Here is a 14,583-nt window from a genome sequence, read left to right on the forward strand (position 1 = left end):
TGATTAAAAAAGGCCGGATAGGAGATTCGAAAGAATACCTTGACGTTCAAATCCGTAATCCATCAGTTTCCGAGTTTCCGTAAACCGCTGATCGGCATTCCCGGTCCCCATCACGACGGAAATCAGCCGGTTTCCGCCACGCGACGCAGTCCCGGTAAAGCAATAACCGGCAGAGCGGGTGTATCCGGTCTTAAATCCGTCATTACCTTCGTAAGAATGCGGTTCGCCGGGTAGCATGAGATTGGTGGTATGCAGGGAAAGCTTCTTCTGCGGAACAGGCAAATCGCGCTGGCTGGTTACCTCGAGCAGATCCGGATGTTTGTTGACCAGCCATCTGGCCAGCATGGCTGAATCCCTGGCCGTCATGACGGTATCGCCGTCGGAGGCCGCTTCGGCAAAGGGAAGAAGGTCAGCGGCAGGCAAACCGGATGCATTGGCGAATACGGTGCGGTCCGAAAGGCCGATTTCCTTCGCTCGTTCATTCATGGTCTCCGCGAACCGGGCCTCCGACCCGCTGAGATGCTCCGCAATAGCTACGGCCGCATCATTGGCCGAATGGATAATGAGTGCTTCGAACAGCTGCTTCAGCGTGTAACGTTCGCCTTCATGCATACCGATGCCTGAACCGGGCACCTCTGCCGCATAGCGGCTGACCGGTACGTTCTCTTCCCAAGCATGCTGCCCGGATTGGACGGCGTCCAGCACCAGCAGCTCTGTCATCATTTTGGACATGCTCGCGGGAGGTAAGGGGAGATCGGCATGCATCGCATAGAGCACGCGGCCGGTATCCGCATGAATCAGGATGGCCGAACTGGCTTTGATGGGAGGCGGAATAAATATCCTTGCGATGAACACAACCAACAGAATGGCGACAAACAGTAGTAGGAGCAGACTTAAACGTGCGTGCCCCTTGCGGCGTATTCGTTTGGTTCGAAGCGTGCCGGTTTGCTTCCGGGATAAATCAGGGGATGACGGAAATTGACGGGGATGCTTGGCTATGGAATCCATGGCGCTCGATCGCCTCCTTTGGCGGATTATACAATTCATCGTGTATGTATGTTCTAATTCTAGCCAAACAAGCTAAAGGAATTTTTAATTGAATCTAAAGAAATCTTAAAGATTACCAGCAGCGATTTCGGCACGGGTTGTTGACCTTGGAGAGAATAGGATTTATACTTGATCTAAAAATAAATTAAAAGGGTGAATACCTTGAAATCTTTAAATCTGACGACACAACGCCAAGCGGTGTACGATGTCCTTCGGGAATCGCATGATCATCCGACTGCTGCGGATATCATGAACCGACTGGTGGAGAAAGGTTATAATTTGGCGTACGGGACGGTTTATAATTCCCTGCGTTATTTGACGGATAAGCAGCTGATCCGAGAATTGAAGCTGGGCGAGAGCGCGAGTCGGTACGATGCCCGTACTGACGAGCATCAACATATTATTTGTGAAGTTTGCGGGAAAGTGGACGAGGTCATGACGGAGGTGCCAGAGGATTGGGCTGCTACGGTAGCCGGTGAAACCAACTACGTTATCCATCATGCTCACGTCGTATTCGGGGGGGTGTGTCCAGAATGTCAAATCAAACGGAAGAAATGACGGAACTGGGAAAGGTCTATGCGTTTCCGGATTTCCAATCCGGCAATCTGTATGTTCGTCCGGAGTCGCCGATGGCAATCGGGGATGCTTGTCCCACAACGCTGCGGGCTGCATTGATCAGCCGTTCCCCGGGACGGGTGAACGAAATGTTCATGACCTTGACGGAGAACTGCTTCGAGGTGATGATGTTCCGTAAATGGGAACCGCGTCTGCAGTCAGCCCTGAACACGGGACTGATTATCGCCGATATGACGGGCTGCCGGAACATGGCGGCGTTCAATAAGGAGAAGGAGCTGCTGCTGCCGGAACATTCCTCGATTCCGATCTTGTACCTGGTTGGCGAGGAGCTCATGAGCAAAGCGGGCTCCAGCCTGTTGAATGAAGAGCTTATGGTATGGCCGGCCCGTTCCAAAGATACGATGATGTATCAGGTGCAGCGAACCATTCGATTGTTCTCTCCGGCTGCCGGATTGTCGGGTGGGGAAGAGGTCATGCGTGGCCTCGTCTATAAAGATTTATCCATTGATCGGGATAAAATGACCATCCACCGGGGCAGCACGCCTATTCATTTGACCAAGACAGAGTATCATTTGCTGATGCTCCTGCTGGACAGCGAAGGAGCCGTATGCACGCGTGAGGACCTGATGTGCAAAATTTGGGATACAGATTTTATGGGCGGCAGCAATGTGGTTGACGTCCATATCAAAAGCTTGCGTAAAAAGCTGAGCGACAACGCGGGAGCCCCGCGATACATTGCAACGGTTAGAGGAGTGGGATACCGCCTGGCGGACTAATCCCCCTCCTTTTTTTTGTCCATTCACGAACTCAAAAATGGATTCATCCGAACTTCATATAACGATCATAGAAGGGTCATATAACACTCATGCGACAATCATGATCCAATGGATTCTCCAATGATACAATCAATTCATAAATTTAGATTCAGTCTAAAATCAATTATAGAAATGATGGAGGGTTCATATATGGATAGAATGACAACCAATCAAGGGGCTCCAGTTGGAGATAACCAAAATTCCAAAACGGCAGGGCGCCGCGGACCGACGCTGCTTGAGGATTATCATCTGATCGAGAAAATCGCCCATTTCGACCGTGAACGGATTCCGGAGCGCGTCGTTCATGCCCGCGGGGCAGGTGCACACGGCACATTTGTTGTGGAGAATGACATGAAGCCTTATACGAAAGCGGCCTTTCTGCAGGAAATCGGTCAGGAAACGCCTGTGTTTGTTCGCTTCTCCACGGTGATTCACGGAACAGGCTCACCCGAAACGGCACGCGACCCGCGCGGATTTGCCGTGAAGTTCTATACGGAGGAGGGCAACTATGACATTGTAGGGAACCATATTCCGGTCTTCTTTATTCGGGATGCTATCAAATTCCCTGATATGGTGCATTCCTTGAAACCTTCGCCGGAGACCAACATTCAGGAGCCCGGCCGGTACTGGGACTTCATGACGCTGTCTCCGGAATCCACGCATATGATGACCTGGGTGTTCTCCGATCATGGCACACCAGCGAACTATCGGGAGTTGGATGGCTTCAGCGTCCACGCCTTCAAGTGGGTGAATAGCGAAGGCAAAGTAACCTACATCAAATATAAGTGGGAATCCGCACAGGGCGTGAATACGCTGAATGCAGACGAAGTAGTCGAAGTTCAGGGCAAGGATTTTAATCACGCCACCCGTGATCTTCGTGAGCACATCGCAAACGGGAATTTCCCGAAATGGCGGCTGCAGGTGCAGCTGATGTCCCCGGAGGAGATGGATGAGTTATCCTTTGATCCGCTGGATCCTACAAAGACCTGGCCGGAGGATCGCTTCCCGTTCGTGACGGTCGGCACCATGACTTTGAATCGCAACCCGCAGAACTTCTTTGCAGAGGTTGAGCAGGTCGCTTTCTCCCCAAGTGCATTGGTACCAGGGATTGAGCCGTCCGAGGATAAATTGCTGCAAGGCCGGCTATTCTCTTACCCGGATACGCAGCGTCATCGACTGGGAGCCAATTATTTGCAGATCCCGATCAACTGTCCATATGCTCCTGTGCGTAATCATCAACGTGATGGTTTGATGAATGTGAATCAAGATCCGTCGCCGGTGAACTATGAGCCGAACAGCTATACAACGGGCCCTGTGGAAGATCCGTCCGTTAATGAGAGCGAAGCTCCGCTGACCGGTCATGTCGTTCGCCAGCGCATCGAGAAAACGGATGATTTCACCCAAGCCGGGGAATTGTACCGTTCGTTTACGGAGCAAGAGAAGGATCATCTGCTCCGCAATCTGGTTGACGACCTGAGCCAGGTCAAATCTGATATTCAGCTCCGTGCCGTATGCAATTTCTACCGTGCCGACGCCGAATATGGCGCAAGACTCGCTGCCGGGCTTGGTGTAGACCTGAGTGGATTCATACCTTCCAATCAGTCGAAGTAACGTAATCAGAACTATAAGAGCCAGCCATCTTTGTTTCCGCTGTGCAGGATGGATGGCCTTTATATAGACGGTGATCTCTGATCGCCGCCAAGAGGGGTGCCTTTTTAACAAGGGCGCCCCTCTTTTTATGGAATTAATTACCTATACGCACTACATAATGAATGGTTCAAGAGATGCCGATAAGTTGAAGGGAGTATTTTTATAGAAGACAGGCGAGAGTCACTGCAGTTTAGAAAGGAAAGAAACCCATGAAGAAAAAAAGAGCTAATCGTATTAGAAGAAACCTGATCCTCACATTCCTCCTCGTGCTTCTTGTGCCCAGCTGCGCCATCGGTATTATCACCTATCGTGACGCCAAGGGAACTGTCGAGGATGAAATTCTGCGCAGTGCATCGCAGAGCGTCGATACGGCGAATGAGATCATTAATCACACGCTGCAATCGAAGTTCGATGATCTGAATTATTTAAGTACAACGATGAAGTCCGCGGAAATCGACAAGGAACTTGAAGCCCAAGCGGGGTCAACCATCAATGCACTGAAGCAGTACTTGGGACTACATCCGGATACAGTGGACGTATTTATCGGTACAGACCAGGGCGGAATTATCAAGGCATCGGGGGATAAGCTGCCGGCGGACTATGATCCTAGACAAACCGGATGGTTCCAAGACGCAATGAATGCATCAGGCCAACCGATTATTACTGCCCCCTATGCATCGAACGCAGGCTCACTGATTGTTGTAACGATATCCCAGACGCTGCCTGATGGCAAAGGCGTCGTGGGCATTGATCTCAACCTCCATAGCATCCGGAGCCTGGTCGAAGTGCAGGTAGGTAAAGAAGGCTATACGATGGTGCTGGATCAAAATCACAAATATCTGTTTCACCCCGATTATGATGCGGGGACGGACGCGTTGGCTGAAGAAACCTGGATCTCCAAGCTGTATGAGGAGCCGACTGGTCATTTTGACTATGTCCATAACGGTATCGAGAAACAATTGAATTACATTACGAATGAACGAACCGGCTGGAAAATTGCCGGGACCATGTACGTTAAGGAAGTCGACGACTCTGTTAGTGGCATCCGCCATACGCTGATGGTGGTCATGAGCGTTTCGCTGCTAGCCGCCTTAATCCTGGTGACTTGGAATGTAAGCTCTGTGATCAAACCGATCCGTCGTATGCGCCAAGCGACCGAAGTCATTAGCGGGGGGGATCTGACGCTTCGTTTGAATGGCTTCAAGCGTGATGAGATTGGAGAGCTGGCCGATCACTTCCAGCAGATGGTGGATAGTCTCAGGGACATGGTTCACGGGGTCAAGTCCATGACGGAGAATGTTTCCGCATCTTCCGAGCAATTGTCCGCAAGCGCCCTACAAAATATAAGCGCTGTCGAGCATGTCACGTCTTCCATTCAGGAGGTTGCGGCCGGCAGCGAACGCCAGTTGAACGCTGCGGAGGAGATTCTGAAGCGCATCCTTCAGGTATCCCGGCATGCGGACGATATTGCGGATGTATTGGAGAAGGTTACAGCGGCCATGAACCAGACGGAGGAATTGGCCCAGGAAGGGAACAAGACGGTGATTACCGCAGCAGCGACGATGCAGGATATCGATCATGCGATGAACGATCTGAATGGTGTTATCCATCAGCTGTCTGAGCGGACTGAGGAGATCGGCGGTATCGCCTCGGCCATTACCGACATTGCTAAGGAGACGAGTCTATTGTCGCTGAATGCCTCTATCGAAGCTGCGAGAGCCGGGGAGCAGGGGAAAGGATTTGCGGTTGTAGCCGCGGAAATCCGCAAGCTTGCCCAAAGGTCGGAAAGCTCGGCAGATTACATATCGGGGCTGATTACAGGGATACTGGCAGAAGTGGAACGAACCATCGAGGTGACGGAAGCCGCCAGGCAGAAGGTGTCGGACGGCGTTGATGCAGCGGACCTGACCGGTCGCTCCTTCTCCCGGATCAAAAAGGCCGTGAATACGGTGTCCGACCAGGTAAGATCCACTTCGAAGGCGGCTAAGGCATTGGCTCAAGATACGTCTTCCACGAAAAAGTCCGTTGAGGATATCCGCGGGGTGTCGGAGCAAACGTCAAGTCAGACCCAGACGATATCGGCAGCCTCTCAGGAACAGCTGGCTTCCATGGAAGAAGTGAGCGCGTCTGCTGCAGATTTAAGCCGGTTAGCCGAAGAACTGCAGGAGATGGTGACACGCTTTAAGATTTAGATTTAATAGATTCAATGGCGTGCAGTATGCCCTGATATTTCATGTTGAAGCAGCAAAGGAACTTATATTCCTTTGCTGCTTTTTGGTTTGTGGCAGGAAAGGGGGGCTTTTTGAAGAATAAGACCAAAGTGGCTTTATCTATAGGAGCCGGGCCTTTATACTGGAGTCAACTGCTAGAAGCTGTAAGATTAACGATGAACAAGCTAGAAATGATGAGAGTGGGGCATATAACATGGCACAGCATATGAAAGATCGGATCGTCGCTTTGGCTGGTCCGCGCAAGGCGGCAGACATGGCCAAGCTGGTGGAGAAGATGGGAGGCACTGCGCTGCTTCGTCCGGCCCAGGGAACCGTATTTTTGGATGATGAAGTACTGCGCCGTTCGATCGAAGCTTGGCTCAAAGCACCTGCGCCGTGGGCGATTTTTACAACGGGAATCGGCCTGGAGGCCATTTATGATACGGCCGAACAGATGGGCCTTTTGGATACATTGAATGAAACGCTGCAGAGCACCTCGATTGCGGCAAGAGGGTACAAAACGGCAAATGCGCTGAAAAAACGCGGGCTGGCACCGATCGTCAGAGATGATGACGGCAGTACGTCGGGGCTGATCCGGTCTTTGGAACCGCATGACTTGTCGGGCAAACGTGTCATTCTTCAGCTGCATGGCGAGTCTGCCCCTAAGCTGGTGGAGTGGCTGGAGAGTCGCGGGGCGATAGTAGAGCAGATCCTGCCGTATAAGCACATTCAGCCGCTGGAGGAGGATGTTTCGCAACTCGTTGACGAAATTGTTGGCGGCAAGGTTGACGCGGTTGCTTTTACAAGCGCGCCCCAGTTTCGTTTCCTTGCGGATTATGCACGTGCCCATGGCAAGCTGGAGGCTGTGCTTGAGGCGTTCCGCGGGCCTGTCCTGGCAGCGGCTGTCGGCAAGGTTACGGCTCAGGGGCTTCGCGAGGAAGGCATTGAACGCATGGTGGTTCCCGAGGAAGAGCGAATGGGCAGCATGATGGTGGCGCTTGGCCGCTACTTTGCTCAAAATCAAGAATAATGTCATGATATAACGTAATGAAGTTGGGGAGATTTCATTCCAGACCAGCTTCTTCATGCATGTTCCTAAGGATCATGTGAAATATTGAGTAGTAAATAGGAGGATGACCGATGGATAAAAGAAAGGCATTGCTGCTTGGCAGCTACACCCACCCGAAGTTTCATCCGCTGCAAGGCATTGATAAACAAGTGACACACCTGCTGAACGACATGTTCACCGTGCAGTGCACGGAAAATCATAAAATGCTGCATGAAAGCAATCTCTACCCTTACGAACTCTGCATCGCCTACAGCGACCTATGGGACGAGCGAGTCTCGCCACGGCAGACCGCAGGTCTGCTGTCCTATGTAAGCGGAGGCGGCGGCTTGCTCGTGATCCATAACGGCGTTACGCTGGCCAATCGTTATGAGCTGGCGCAGCTGATCGGTGCCCGTTTTGACGGACACCCGCCCATGGAGAAGCTGTATTTCGTTCCGGGAGAGACCGAACACGATATTACGGAAGGCGTGGAGCCTTTTGTGCTGGATGAGGAGCCTTACCGGTTCATATTCAGTCCGTTTACGGAAAAAACGGTGCTGCTGCATTATGAATACGAAGGTAAGCAGTGGCCTGCCGCCTGGTGCCATACGTATGGCATCGGACGCGTGGTTTTCTTGATGCCGGGTCACCACGAGCCGTCCTTTCTCCAGCCCCAGCTGCGTTTGATGATTACGCAAGCGGCCAAGTGGGCTGCGCGAGTTCCGGGTTAACAGCCATTTCGAAATGATCGGTAGGAGGGACGCGCGTGAGCGGGAAGATACTAATTGTTGAGGATGAAGCGAAAATATCCCGTTTGCTTGAAATCGAGCTGGAGAGTGAAGGCTATCAGGTCACCAAGGCGGATAACGGGCTGGATGCGCTCGAGGCATACCGCAGTCAGGACGTGGATTTAATTCTGCTGGATGTCATGCTCCCCGGTTTGAGCGGAATTGAGCTGCTGCGGCGGATCCGTGCCCATGATTCCCATACAGCCGTGCTGCTGCTGACAGCCAAGAGTTCCGTTGAGGATAAAGTATCGGGGCTTGATCTTGGAGCCAATGATTACATCACGAAGCCGTTTCAGATCGAAGAGCTGCTGGCACGGATTCGTGCTGCGCTGCGGCTCCAGGGGAAGCAGGATCCGGAAGAGCCGGCGGCAGGAGAATGGCTTACGGCAGCGGATTTGAAATTGAACGAAGGTACGCGGGAAGTCATTCGCGATGGCAGAAGGATCGATCTGACGCCTCGTGAATTTGATTTGCTTGTCTATTTGCTGAAGAACAAACGGCAGGTGTTGAACCGCGAGCAGATTCTCGCTGCCGTATGGGGATACGATTATTACGGCGATACCAACGTCGTCGATGTATATATACGTTACGTCCGCAAGAAAATCGATCATGACAGCACATCGGAGCTCATTCACACCGTCCGCGGTGTCGGCTACGTGCTGAAAGAGACCCCATGAAGCTGAGCAGTAAAATCCACCTCTATTCGTCGGTGCTGATGGCGGCCATTCTGATTGTCATGAACTTATCCGTATACTATGTGTTTAGCAAAATGACGGTGGACAGCCAGCTGGAGCAAGCGGAAGCCGAGGCGGGAAGCATTGTCAAAAGTATCGCGCATTCTGCTGCGACCATTCCCATTGACGATCTGCTGCGAAGTTATGTCCCGGCTGACGGAAAGATTCAATTCGTCCCGGCTGACAGCAAGGCGAAGTCTCCTTACGTAACCTCCTCCGGTGAGGATATGGATGAGCTTAAGCTTCCTTATAACACGAATAAGCAGGTAAAGCAGATCCTATATGAAGGAATGCGTTATGTGCTTGTTTCACTGCCGGTCATTTGGAGCGACGGGGCTGTATACAACATCCAAATTTCCCGCAGTCTTGCCGCCACGATGGAGACGCTGCAGGTGCTGCGAATCGTGCTGGTCGCCGTAACCGCAATCGCTTTAGTTCCGGTCATCATTTCGACGCGGATATTGGGGCGTTTAATTGTGCAGCCGATTACGGCTTTAATCCGTACAATGCGGGAGATTCGGCAGAGCGGACGATTCCGGCGAATCGAGCTGAAGGAAAAATCCAAGGATGAGCTGGTAGAGATGGGGGCTGCGTTCAACGACATGATCACGCTGCTGGAGAGCAATCATGCGAGGCAGGAGCAATTCGTGTCCAATGCTTCCCATGAGTTAAAGACACCGCTCACCATCATCGAGAGCTACGCAAGTCTGTTAAAGCGGCGGGGTCTGGACCGGCCGGAGCTATTCATGGAGTCCGTCGAAGCGATCCATTCGGAAGCGATCCGGATGAAGGAGATGACGGAGCAGCTGCTGCTGCAAGCACGCAATCAGGATCAATGGCAGGTCGAACTGGAGCAGGTGGATCTCGTGGCATTATCGGAGTCTTCCGCACGCGCATTTCGCGATGCTTATAACCGCACGGTGGAGGTCGAAGCCGATGGCGGGGTTCTCGGCTGGACGGACAGCCGCAGGCTCAAGCAGCTTTTGTTCATTCTGCTGGATAATGCGCGCAAATACAGTGACGAACATATCGTCATCCAGGTAGGCAGGAAGCCATCGGAGGTTTATATTCGGGTCATCGACCGCGGAATCGGCATTGCCAAAGATGAGCTGGAGCACGTCTTCGACCGTTTCTACCGGGTGGATGAGGCTCGTACCCGCCGGGGCGGGGGCGCTGGCCTTGGTTTGTCCTTGGCGAAGGATATCGCAGAGGCCATCTCTGCTGATCTGGAGCTGGACAGCCTGCCCGGCGTGGGCACAACGGCCACCATTCGGCTTAAAGAATCGAAATAAACTGCAGCAGCCCACTGTTTTCTCATCGAATTCTAACCATGCTGCGCTATACTGACGGTAAAGACAGAATGTGTTTGCGAGGTGATTCAATGCGTAAGAAAGTGAGTGTGCTGCTGGGTGTCATCATCGTGGTCGCCGTTATGATCATCGTGAATGCGGTATGGAGTCCGTTTAACCGTTCGACGGAGGCGATGTCGCAGGAGGAAGCCGTTAGTGGAGTATTGAAACAATATCCGGATGGTGAGATTACAAAGGCAACGCTGGAAGGTGAGATGTACCGGATGGAGCTGCAATCCGATTCCGGGAGGTATGAAATGACGGTAGATGCCCGTCAAGGGGATATCGTGTCCATCAAACCGCTGGACAAAGCGCCAGTGAAGCCAGAGCCGGAGCCGGGCGAAACCAAGGAGCCGACTGACGATCCGAGCACGCCTCCCACGAAGCCCAATGAGAATGGCGAGAAGGGAACAACCGATGGCGAAAGCGGAACTTCGGAACCGCCTGCAACGATGATTACCAAAGAGTATGCGATCAAGCTTTCTTTAGAGAAGGTACCGGGAACGGTAGAAGACGTGGAATATCGCGAGAGTAAGAGCAGCCGTTACTACCTGGTGGAGATTGAGCGGGAAGACGGCCGTGAAGCGACCATTCAAGTCCATGCGATTACCGGTAAGATCATGACGGTGACTTGGGATGATGAGGACGACGATGAATAGATGAGAGGTCTTGTTCGTGTTTTCTCATCGTTTTCTAATCTTTCTCTCCGAAAGCTCTCATGTTGAGAGGGTATATTGGGTTTGTAGAGATCAACAGGAGAGAATATTGAGGAGGCCTAAGATGATGAAGAAGAAAATATGGTGGGCAGGCGCACTGTCCGTAGCTATCGCGGCAAGTGGAGTATACGGCTATAACGCCGTACAGGCGGCAGGAGCAGGACAGACAGCTGCAGCAGGAACCCAGGGAGCGGCCAAGCAACAGCAGCAGCTGATCGGTATGGAAAAAGCCGAACAATTGGCACTGGCTGCTGCCAACGGCAAAGTGGAGAGCATGGATATCGACCGCAAAAAGGGCAAGCTGGTCTACGATGTGGAGATTCAGCAGAATAACCGGGATGTCGATGTATGGATTGATGCCTACACAGGCAAATCCCTTGGCGTAAGAGTAGACCGGGATGATGACGATGATGATCGTGACAACCTTCCAGGCAATCTGATCGGTGCCGGCAAGGCCTCCGCTATTGCCGTTAAACACGTTAAGAGCGGGACGGCTGTGGAAGTGGATCTGGACCAAGATGACGGCAGATGGGTGTACGACGTCGAAGTGAAGACAGCAAACGGATCATCCGATGTTGAGGTCCATGCGGTCAGCGGGAAAGTGATCAAGGCAGAGTTTGAGAAATACGACGACCATGATGATGACGATGATGACCATCATGATTGGGATCATGATGATCAAGACGATCATGATGGGGATGACGACTAAGCCATTCTTCATCTGCATGGCATAGCATCATAAGCGAACAGGCGGGATCACTTTCTCCCCGCCTGTTCGCTTTTTGCATTGTATTTTACATAACAAGCATGGATGGAATGCAATTTCTTGTTATCCGATTCCGGATTGCCCTCATATTTCATGTGAAATCAGGGGAAATTGATAGGGGAGCTTCTCTATACTTATGAAAGCAAGTCCAAGGATAGATGTTTTTACCAGCGTTAAAGGTTATAATGGAACCAGACAACGACCGGGAGGGATATATATGAGTGATCTTTTTAAGAAAGCCATCTCGTTAGGATTGGGCCTTACCGTGGTCAGCAAGGAAAAAGTAGAGAAAATCGTGGATGATCTGGTCAAACGCGGGGAGCTTGCTCCTGCGGAATCCAAAGCGCTGGTGAACCGTCTTGTCGAACGCGGCGAAGAGGAGCAATCCCAGATCAAGACATATATTTATGAGCAGGTGCAGCGCGTGTTGTCCGATCTGGATGTTCCCAAAGAGAGTGATGTCGCCAGCCTGGAACAGCGCATTGCTACTCTGGAGAAGAAGGTTGTAGAACTGGAAGGATCGCGGCAGGAATAGATGGCGGTCCGAATCCGACATGCCGGACGTTACCGGGAAATCGCCATGGCGCTCATGCGTCATGGCTTTGGCTATATGGTGGAGGAGATGGGACTGTTCCATGTTCTGTCGCTGCCTGTCCGCTGGAGTTCCAGGGAACAGCCGGAGACGATTACATTAGGGGAACGCATTCGGCGAGTGCTTGAGGATCTTGGCCCCGCCTTTGTGAAGCTTGGACAGTTGGCGAGTACAAGATCGGATCTGCTGCCAGACCACATTATCCAGGAATTGGTGAAGCTGCAGGAGCGGGTGCCTCCTTTTTCTTCCGCGAGTGCAAGGGAGCTGATTGAGCAAGAGTGGGGTATGCCGATCGACGAAGTGTTGAGTGAGTTTGAAGATAAACCGTTGGCCGCCGCTTCGATCGGGCAGGTCCATGCTGGGAAGCTCAAGTCCGGAGAGCATGTAGCGATCAAGGTTCAGCGGCCTGGGGTAGCCCGAATGATCGGTCGTGACTTGGAGATATTGCGGGATTTAATCTCGATTGCTGAGCGTCACTGGGACTGGGTGAAGCAGTACCGTGTGGACCGGATCGTTGACGAATTTGCCAGAGCGATGATGGCGGAGCTGGATTACAGCCATGAAGCCCGAAACGCAGAGAAGATTGCCTCCCAGATGCCGGAGCATGAATTTATCCGCGTTCCGCTGATTTATTGGGAGTACACGTCATCCAAAGTGCTGATGATGGAGTATGTCGATGGCCTCACCTTAAGCCGGAGGCAGGAGATCGTGGACAAGGGACATGATCTGAAGGCGATCGCCGAGCATTTGATCGATGGGATGCTGCAGCAGATCTTTATTGAGGGATTCTTTCATGCCGACCCTCATCCGGGAAATTTGCTTGTCAGGGAGGACGGCACGCTGGTCTTTCTGGATTTCGGGCTGGTGGGTCACCTCAGCGAAGATATGAAGGATCATCTGTCCGGACTCATTATTGCATTGATGCGGCGGAATTCGGAAGGGATGATCCGGGCGATTTCCAGAATGGGATTGATCCCGGACGATTGCGATATGGATTCGCTGCGGTCGGATATGGACCGTCTGCGGGGAGAGTATTATGACGTGCCATTCGCTCAAGTGCGCATCGGCAAAGCATTGACCGATCTGTTTGCCGTTGCCCAGCGCCACCGGATTATGCTGCCGCCGGACATGACGCTGCTAGGCAAATCATTGCTGACCCTGGAAGGGGTCATCGAGATGCTGGACCCGAGTCTGAGCATTATCGATATGGCGGAGCCTTTTGGACGGAAGCTTCTGAAGAAGCGGTATAATACACGCCGGATCAGCCGGAAGGTGCTGGATGGGGTAACAGGGCTTGCCGAGAGTTTGCTTGATCTGCCTGGACAAGCCAGGCAGCTGTCGGCTCTGATCAGCAAAGGGAAACTGCGGGTGGAGATCAGCGTTCCAGAACTGCAAACGCTGATGCGCAAGATGGATCAGATCAGTAACCGGCTGTCTTTCAGCATCGTGCTTCTGGCTTTCAGCATCATCATGGTGGGACTGATTATCGGTTCGTCGCTCAGCCGGGAGCCGATGATGATATGGAGCTTCCCGGTGATTGAAGTCGGATTCATCGTAGCCCTGCTCATGGTTGCATGGCTGCTGTATGCCATTTTCAAATCCGGCAGGTTCTAGCCGGTAGACTCACCTCTTGCCCGCTTGCGCTGCTGTACCCAGGTCTGGACTCCGATGAGGATCCATTCTATGAGGTGAAAGAATACGGCAATGAGAAGCGCTTGCTTCCAGCCGCCGACAGGAATGCCGGGCACAATCAGAGACGCTATGTACAGCAGAACCGTGTCGGTTACAACTGTAACCGCCTGTTTGATATAGATGGAGGTATCCTTGCGAAGCAGCAGCCTTAGCAGGGCGATAACCAAGGGATGAATGATACCTTCGAAGATCAGGAGCCCAATCAGGAGCGTGAGCGAGAAACCGAGCCATGCGCCTTGAACGTCGTAAGCCAGGATTTCACCTGATCCTGATGGATCAGACATGGGAAACCACCTTGCATATAACATCGCAAAGAGCTCTAACGGTATAATGATAAAGGCCGACAACAGCGGGATAAGCCACAGCTTCTTCCGGAAGGGGACGATAGGCTCCCCGTCGCGTCTTGAAATATAATTCATCATCAGATTGATAAGGCCGAACAGGATCATCAGGATAAGTGCTGACAGGATGATCTGTAGGGTATGCATATCGGGGACACCTCCTTCGCTGGTGCAAACTGGATATCTATATCATTGACATTACCAAAGTCAGGGACTTTTGTCAGTTGAAAAGAAATACAACGAAAACGTTCGTTCTTCT

General features: G+C 52.1%; 14 protein-coding genes. 12 read left to right on the forward strand and 2 right to left on the reverse strand.

Going from position 1 to position 14,583, the window contains the following annotated elements; all coding sequences use genetic code 11:
• Positions 1-3 precede the first annotated feature (3 nt).
• Positions 4-1,008, reverse strand: coding sequence for a D-alanyl-D-alanine carboxypeptidase family protein (locus OHJ21_RS29845; protein WP_100541017.1), 1,005 nt, complete (start codon positions 1,006-1,008; stop codon positions 4-6).
• A gap of 201 nt (positions 1,009-1,209) precedes the next feature.
• Here OHJ21_RS29845 and OHJ21_RS29850 point away from each other — a divergent pair, with 201 nt between their 5' ends.
• The 12 genes from OHJ21_RS29850 (at position 1,210) to OHJ21_RS29905 (ending at position 13,905) form a co-directional block, all read left to right on the forward strand.
• Positions 1,210-1,605: a Fur family transcriptional regulator gene (locus OHJ21_RS29850; protein ID WP_009590342.1), complete on the forward strand. Its 396-nt coding sequence runs from the start codon at positions 1,210-1,212 to the stop codon at positions 1,603-1,605.
• A complete protein-coding gene (locus OHJ21_RS29855) occupies positions 1,581-2,399 on the forward strand; it encodes a winged helix family transcriptional regulator (RefSeq protein ID WP_100541016.1) in 819 nt (272 codons plus the stop codon). The genes OHJ21_RS29850 and OHJ21_RS29855 overlap by 25 nt, the downstream gene beginning before the upstream one ends.
• A gap of 189 nt (positions 2,400-2,588) precedes the next feature.
• Positions 2,589-4,049 carry a catalase gene (locus OHJ21_RS29860; protein ID WP_486022007.1) on the forward strand — a complete coding sequence of 487 codons (1,461 nt, stop codon included), beginning with the start codon at positions 2,589-2,591 and terminating at the stop codon, positions 4,047-4,049.
• 248 nt (positions 4,050-4,297) lie between these two features.
• Positions 4,298-6,280 (forward strand): methyl-accepting chemotaxis protein, encoded by a 1,983-nt coding sequence (locus OHJ21_RS29865; protein WP_486022009.1) that lies wholly within the window; start codon positions 4,298-4,300, stop codon positions 6,278-6,280.
• Between the two features lie 232 nt (positions 6,281-6,512).
• Positions 6,513-7,328: a uroporphyrinogen-III synthase gene (locus OHJ21_RS29870; protein WP_100541013.1), complete on the forward strand. Its 816-nt coding sequence runs from the start codon at positions 6,513-6,515 to the stop codon at positions 7,326-7,328.
• Between the two features lie 110 nt (positions 7,329-7,438).
• Positions 7,439-8,077 carry a ThuA domain-containing protein gene (locus OHJ21_RS29875; protein ID WP_100541012.1) on the forward strand — a complete coding sequence of 213 codons (639 nt, stop codon included), beginning with the start codon at positions 7,439-7,441 and terminating at the stop codon, positions 8,075-8,077.
• A gap of 35 nt (positions 8,078-8,112) precedes the next feature.
• On the forward strand, positions 8,113-8,811 hold the full coding sequence (locus OHJ21_RS29880; RefSeq protein WP_127594376.1) for a response regulator transcription factor: 699 nt from the start codon (positions 8,113-8,115) through the stop codon (positions 8,809-8,811).
• The gene (locus OHJ21_RS29885) at positions 8,808-10,160 is read left to right on the forward strand and encodes a sensor histidine kinase (protein WP_486022012.1); all 1,353 of its coding nucleotides are present in this window, start codon (positions 8,808-8,810) and stop codon (positions 10,158-10,160) included. The genes OHJ21_RS29880 and OHJ21_RS29885 overlap by 4 nt, the downstream gene beginning before the upstream one ends.
• Before the next feature lie 89 nt (positions 10,161-10,249).
• Positions 10,250-10,876 carry a PepSY domain-containing protein gene (locus tag OHJ21_RS29890; protein WP_100541009.1) on the forward strand — a complete coding sequence of 209 codons (627 nt, stop codon included), beginning with the start codon at positions 10,250-10,252 and terminating at the stop codon, positions 10,874-10,876.
• A gap of 124 nt (positions 10,877-11,000) precedes the next feature.
• Positions 11,001-11,642, forward strand: coding sequence for a PepSY domain-containing protein (locus OHJ21_RS29895; RefSeq protein ID WP_100541355.1), 642 nt, complete (start codon positions 11,001-11,003; stop codon positions 11,640-11,642).
• Between the two features lie 274 nt (positions 11,643-11,916).
• A complete protein-coding gene (locus tag OHJ21_RS29900) occupies positions 11,917-12,234 on the forward strand; it encodes a phasin family protein (protein WP_076323924.1) in 318 nt (105 codons plus the stop codon).
• A complete protein-coding gene (locus OHJ21_RS29905) occupies positions 12,235-13,905 on the forward strand; it encodes an ABC1 kinase family protein (protein WP_100541008.1) in 1,671 nt (556 codons plus the stop codon).
• Here OHJ21_RS29905 and OHJ21_RS29910 read toward each other — a convergent pair.
• The gene (locus tag OHJ21_RS29910) at positions 13,902-14,471 is read right to left on the reverse strand and encodes a hypothetical protein (RefSeq protein ID WP_100541007.1); all 570 of its coding nucleotides are present in this window, start codon (positions 14,469-14,471) and stop codon (positions 13,902-13,904) included. The two genes, OHJ21_RS29905 and OHJ21_RS29910, sit on opposite strands and share 4 nt — an antisense overlap.
• Positions 14,472-14,583: the final 112 nt, after the last annotated feature.

The sequence above is a fragment of the Virgibacillus sp. LDC1 genome (genome assembly GCF_025792345.1).
In the GTDB taxonomy this organism is placed as follows: Bacteria; Bacillota; Bacilli; order Paenibacillales; family Paenibacillaceae; genus Paenibacillus_AQ; species Paenibacillus_AQ lautus.

Excerpts from the sequence above, each read along its gene's own strand:
- OHJ21_RS29845 (WP_100541017.1), bottom strand. The coding sequence starts at position 1,008 with ATGGATTCCATAGCCAAGCATCCCCGTCAATTTCCGTCATCCCCTGAT.
- OHJ21_RS29855 (WP_100541016.1), top strand. The coding sequence starts at position 1,581 with ATGTCAAATCAAACGGAAGAAATGACGGAACTGGGAAAGGTCTATGCG.
- OHJ21_RS29860 (WP_486022007.1), top strand. The coding sequence starts at position 2,589 with ATGGATAGAATGACAACCAATCAAGGGGCTCCAGTTGGAGATAACCAA.
- OHJ21_RS29865 (WP_486022009.1), top strand. The coding sequence starts at position 4,298 with ATGAAGAAAAAAAGAGCTAATCGTATTAGAAGAAACCTGATCCTCACA.
- OHJ21_RS29870 (WP_100541013.1), top strand. The coding sequence starts at position 6,513 with ATGGCACAGCATATGAAAGATCGGATCGTCGCTTTGGCTGGTCCGCGC.
- OHJ21_RS29875 (WP_100541012.1), top strand. The coding sequence starts at position 7,439 with ATGGATAAAAGAAAGGCATTGCTGCTTGGCAGCTACACCCACCCGAAG.
- OHJ21_RS29885 (WP_486022012.1), top strand. The coding sequence starts at position 8,808 with ATGAAGCTGAGCAGTAAAATCCACCTCTATTCGTCGGTGCTGATGGCG.
- OHJ21_RS29890 (WP_100541009.1), top strand. The coding sequence starts at position 10,250 with ATGCGTAAGAAAGTGAGTGTGCTGCTGGGTGTCATCATCGTGGTCGCC.
- OHJ21_RS29895 (WP_100541355.1), top strand. The coding sequence starts at position 11,001 with ATGAAGAAGAAAATATGGTGGGCAGGCGCACTGTCCGTAGCTATCGCG.
- OHJ21_RS29900 (WP_076323924.1), top strand. The coding sequence starts at position 11,917 with ATGAGTGATCTTTTTAAGAAAGCCATCTCGTTAGGATTGGGCCTTACC.
- OHJ21_RS29905 (WP_100541008.1), top strand. The coding sequence starts at position 12,235 with ATGGCGGTCCGAATCCGACATGCCGGACGTTACCGGGAAATCGCCATG.
- OHJ21_RS29910 (WP_100541007.1), bottom strand. The coding sequence starts at position 14,471 with ATGCATACCCTACAGATCATCCTGTCAGCACTTATCCTGATGATCCTG.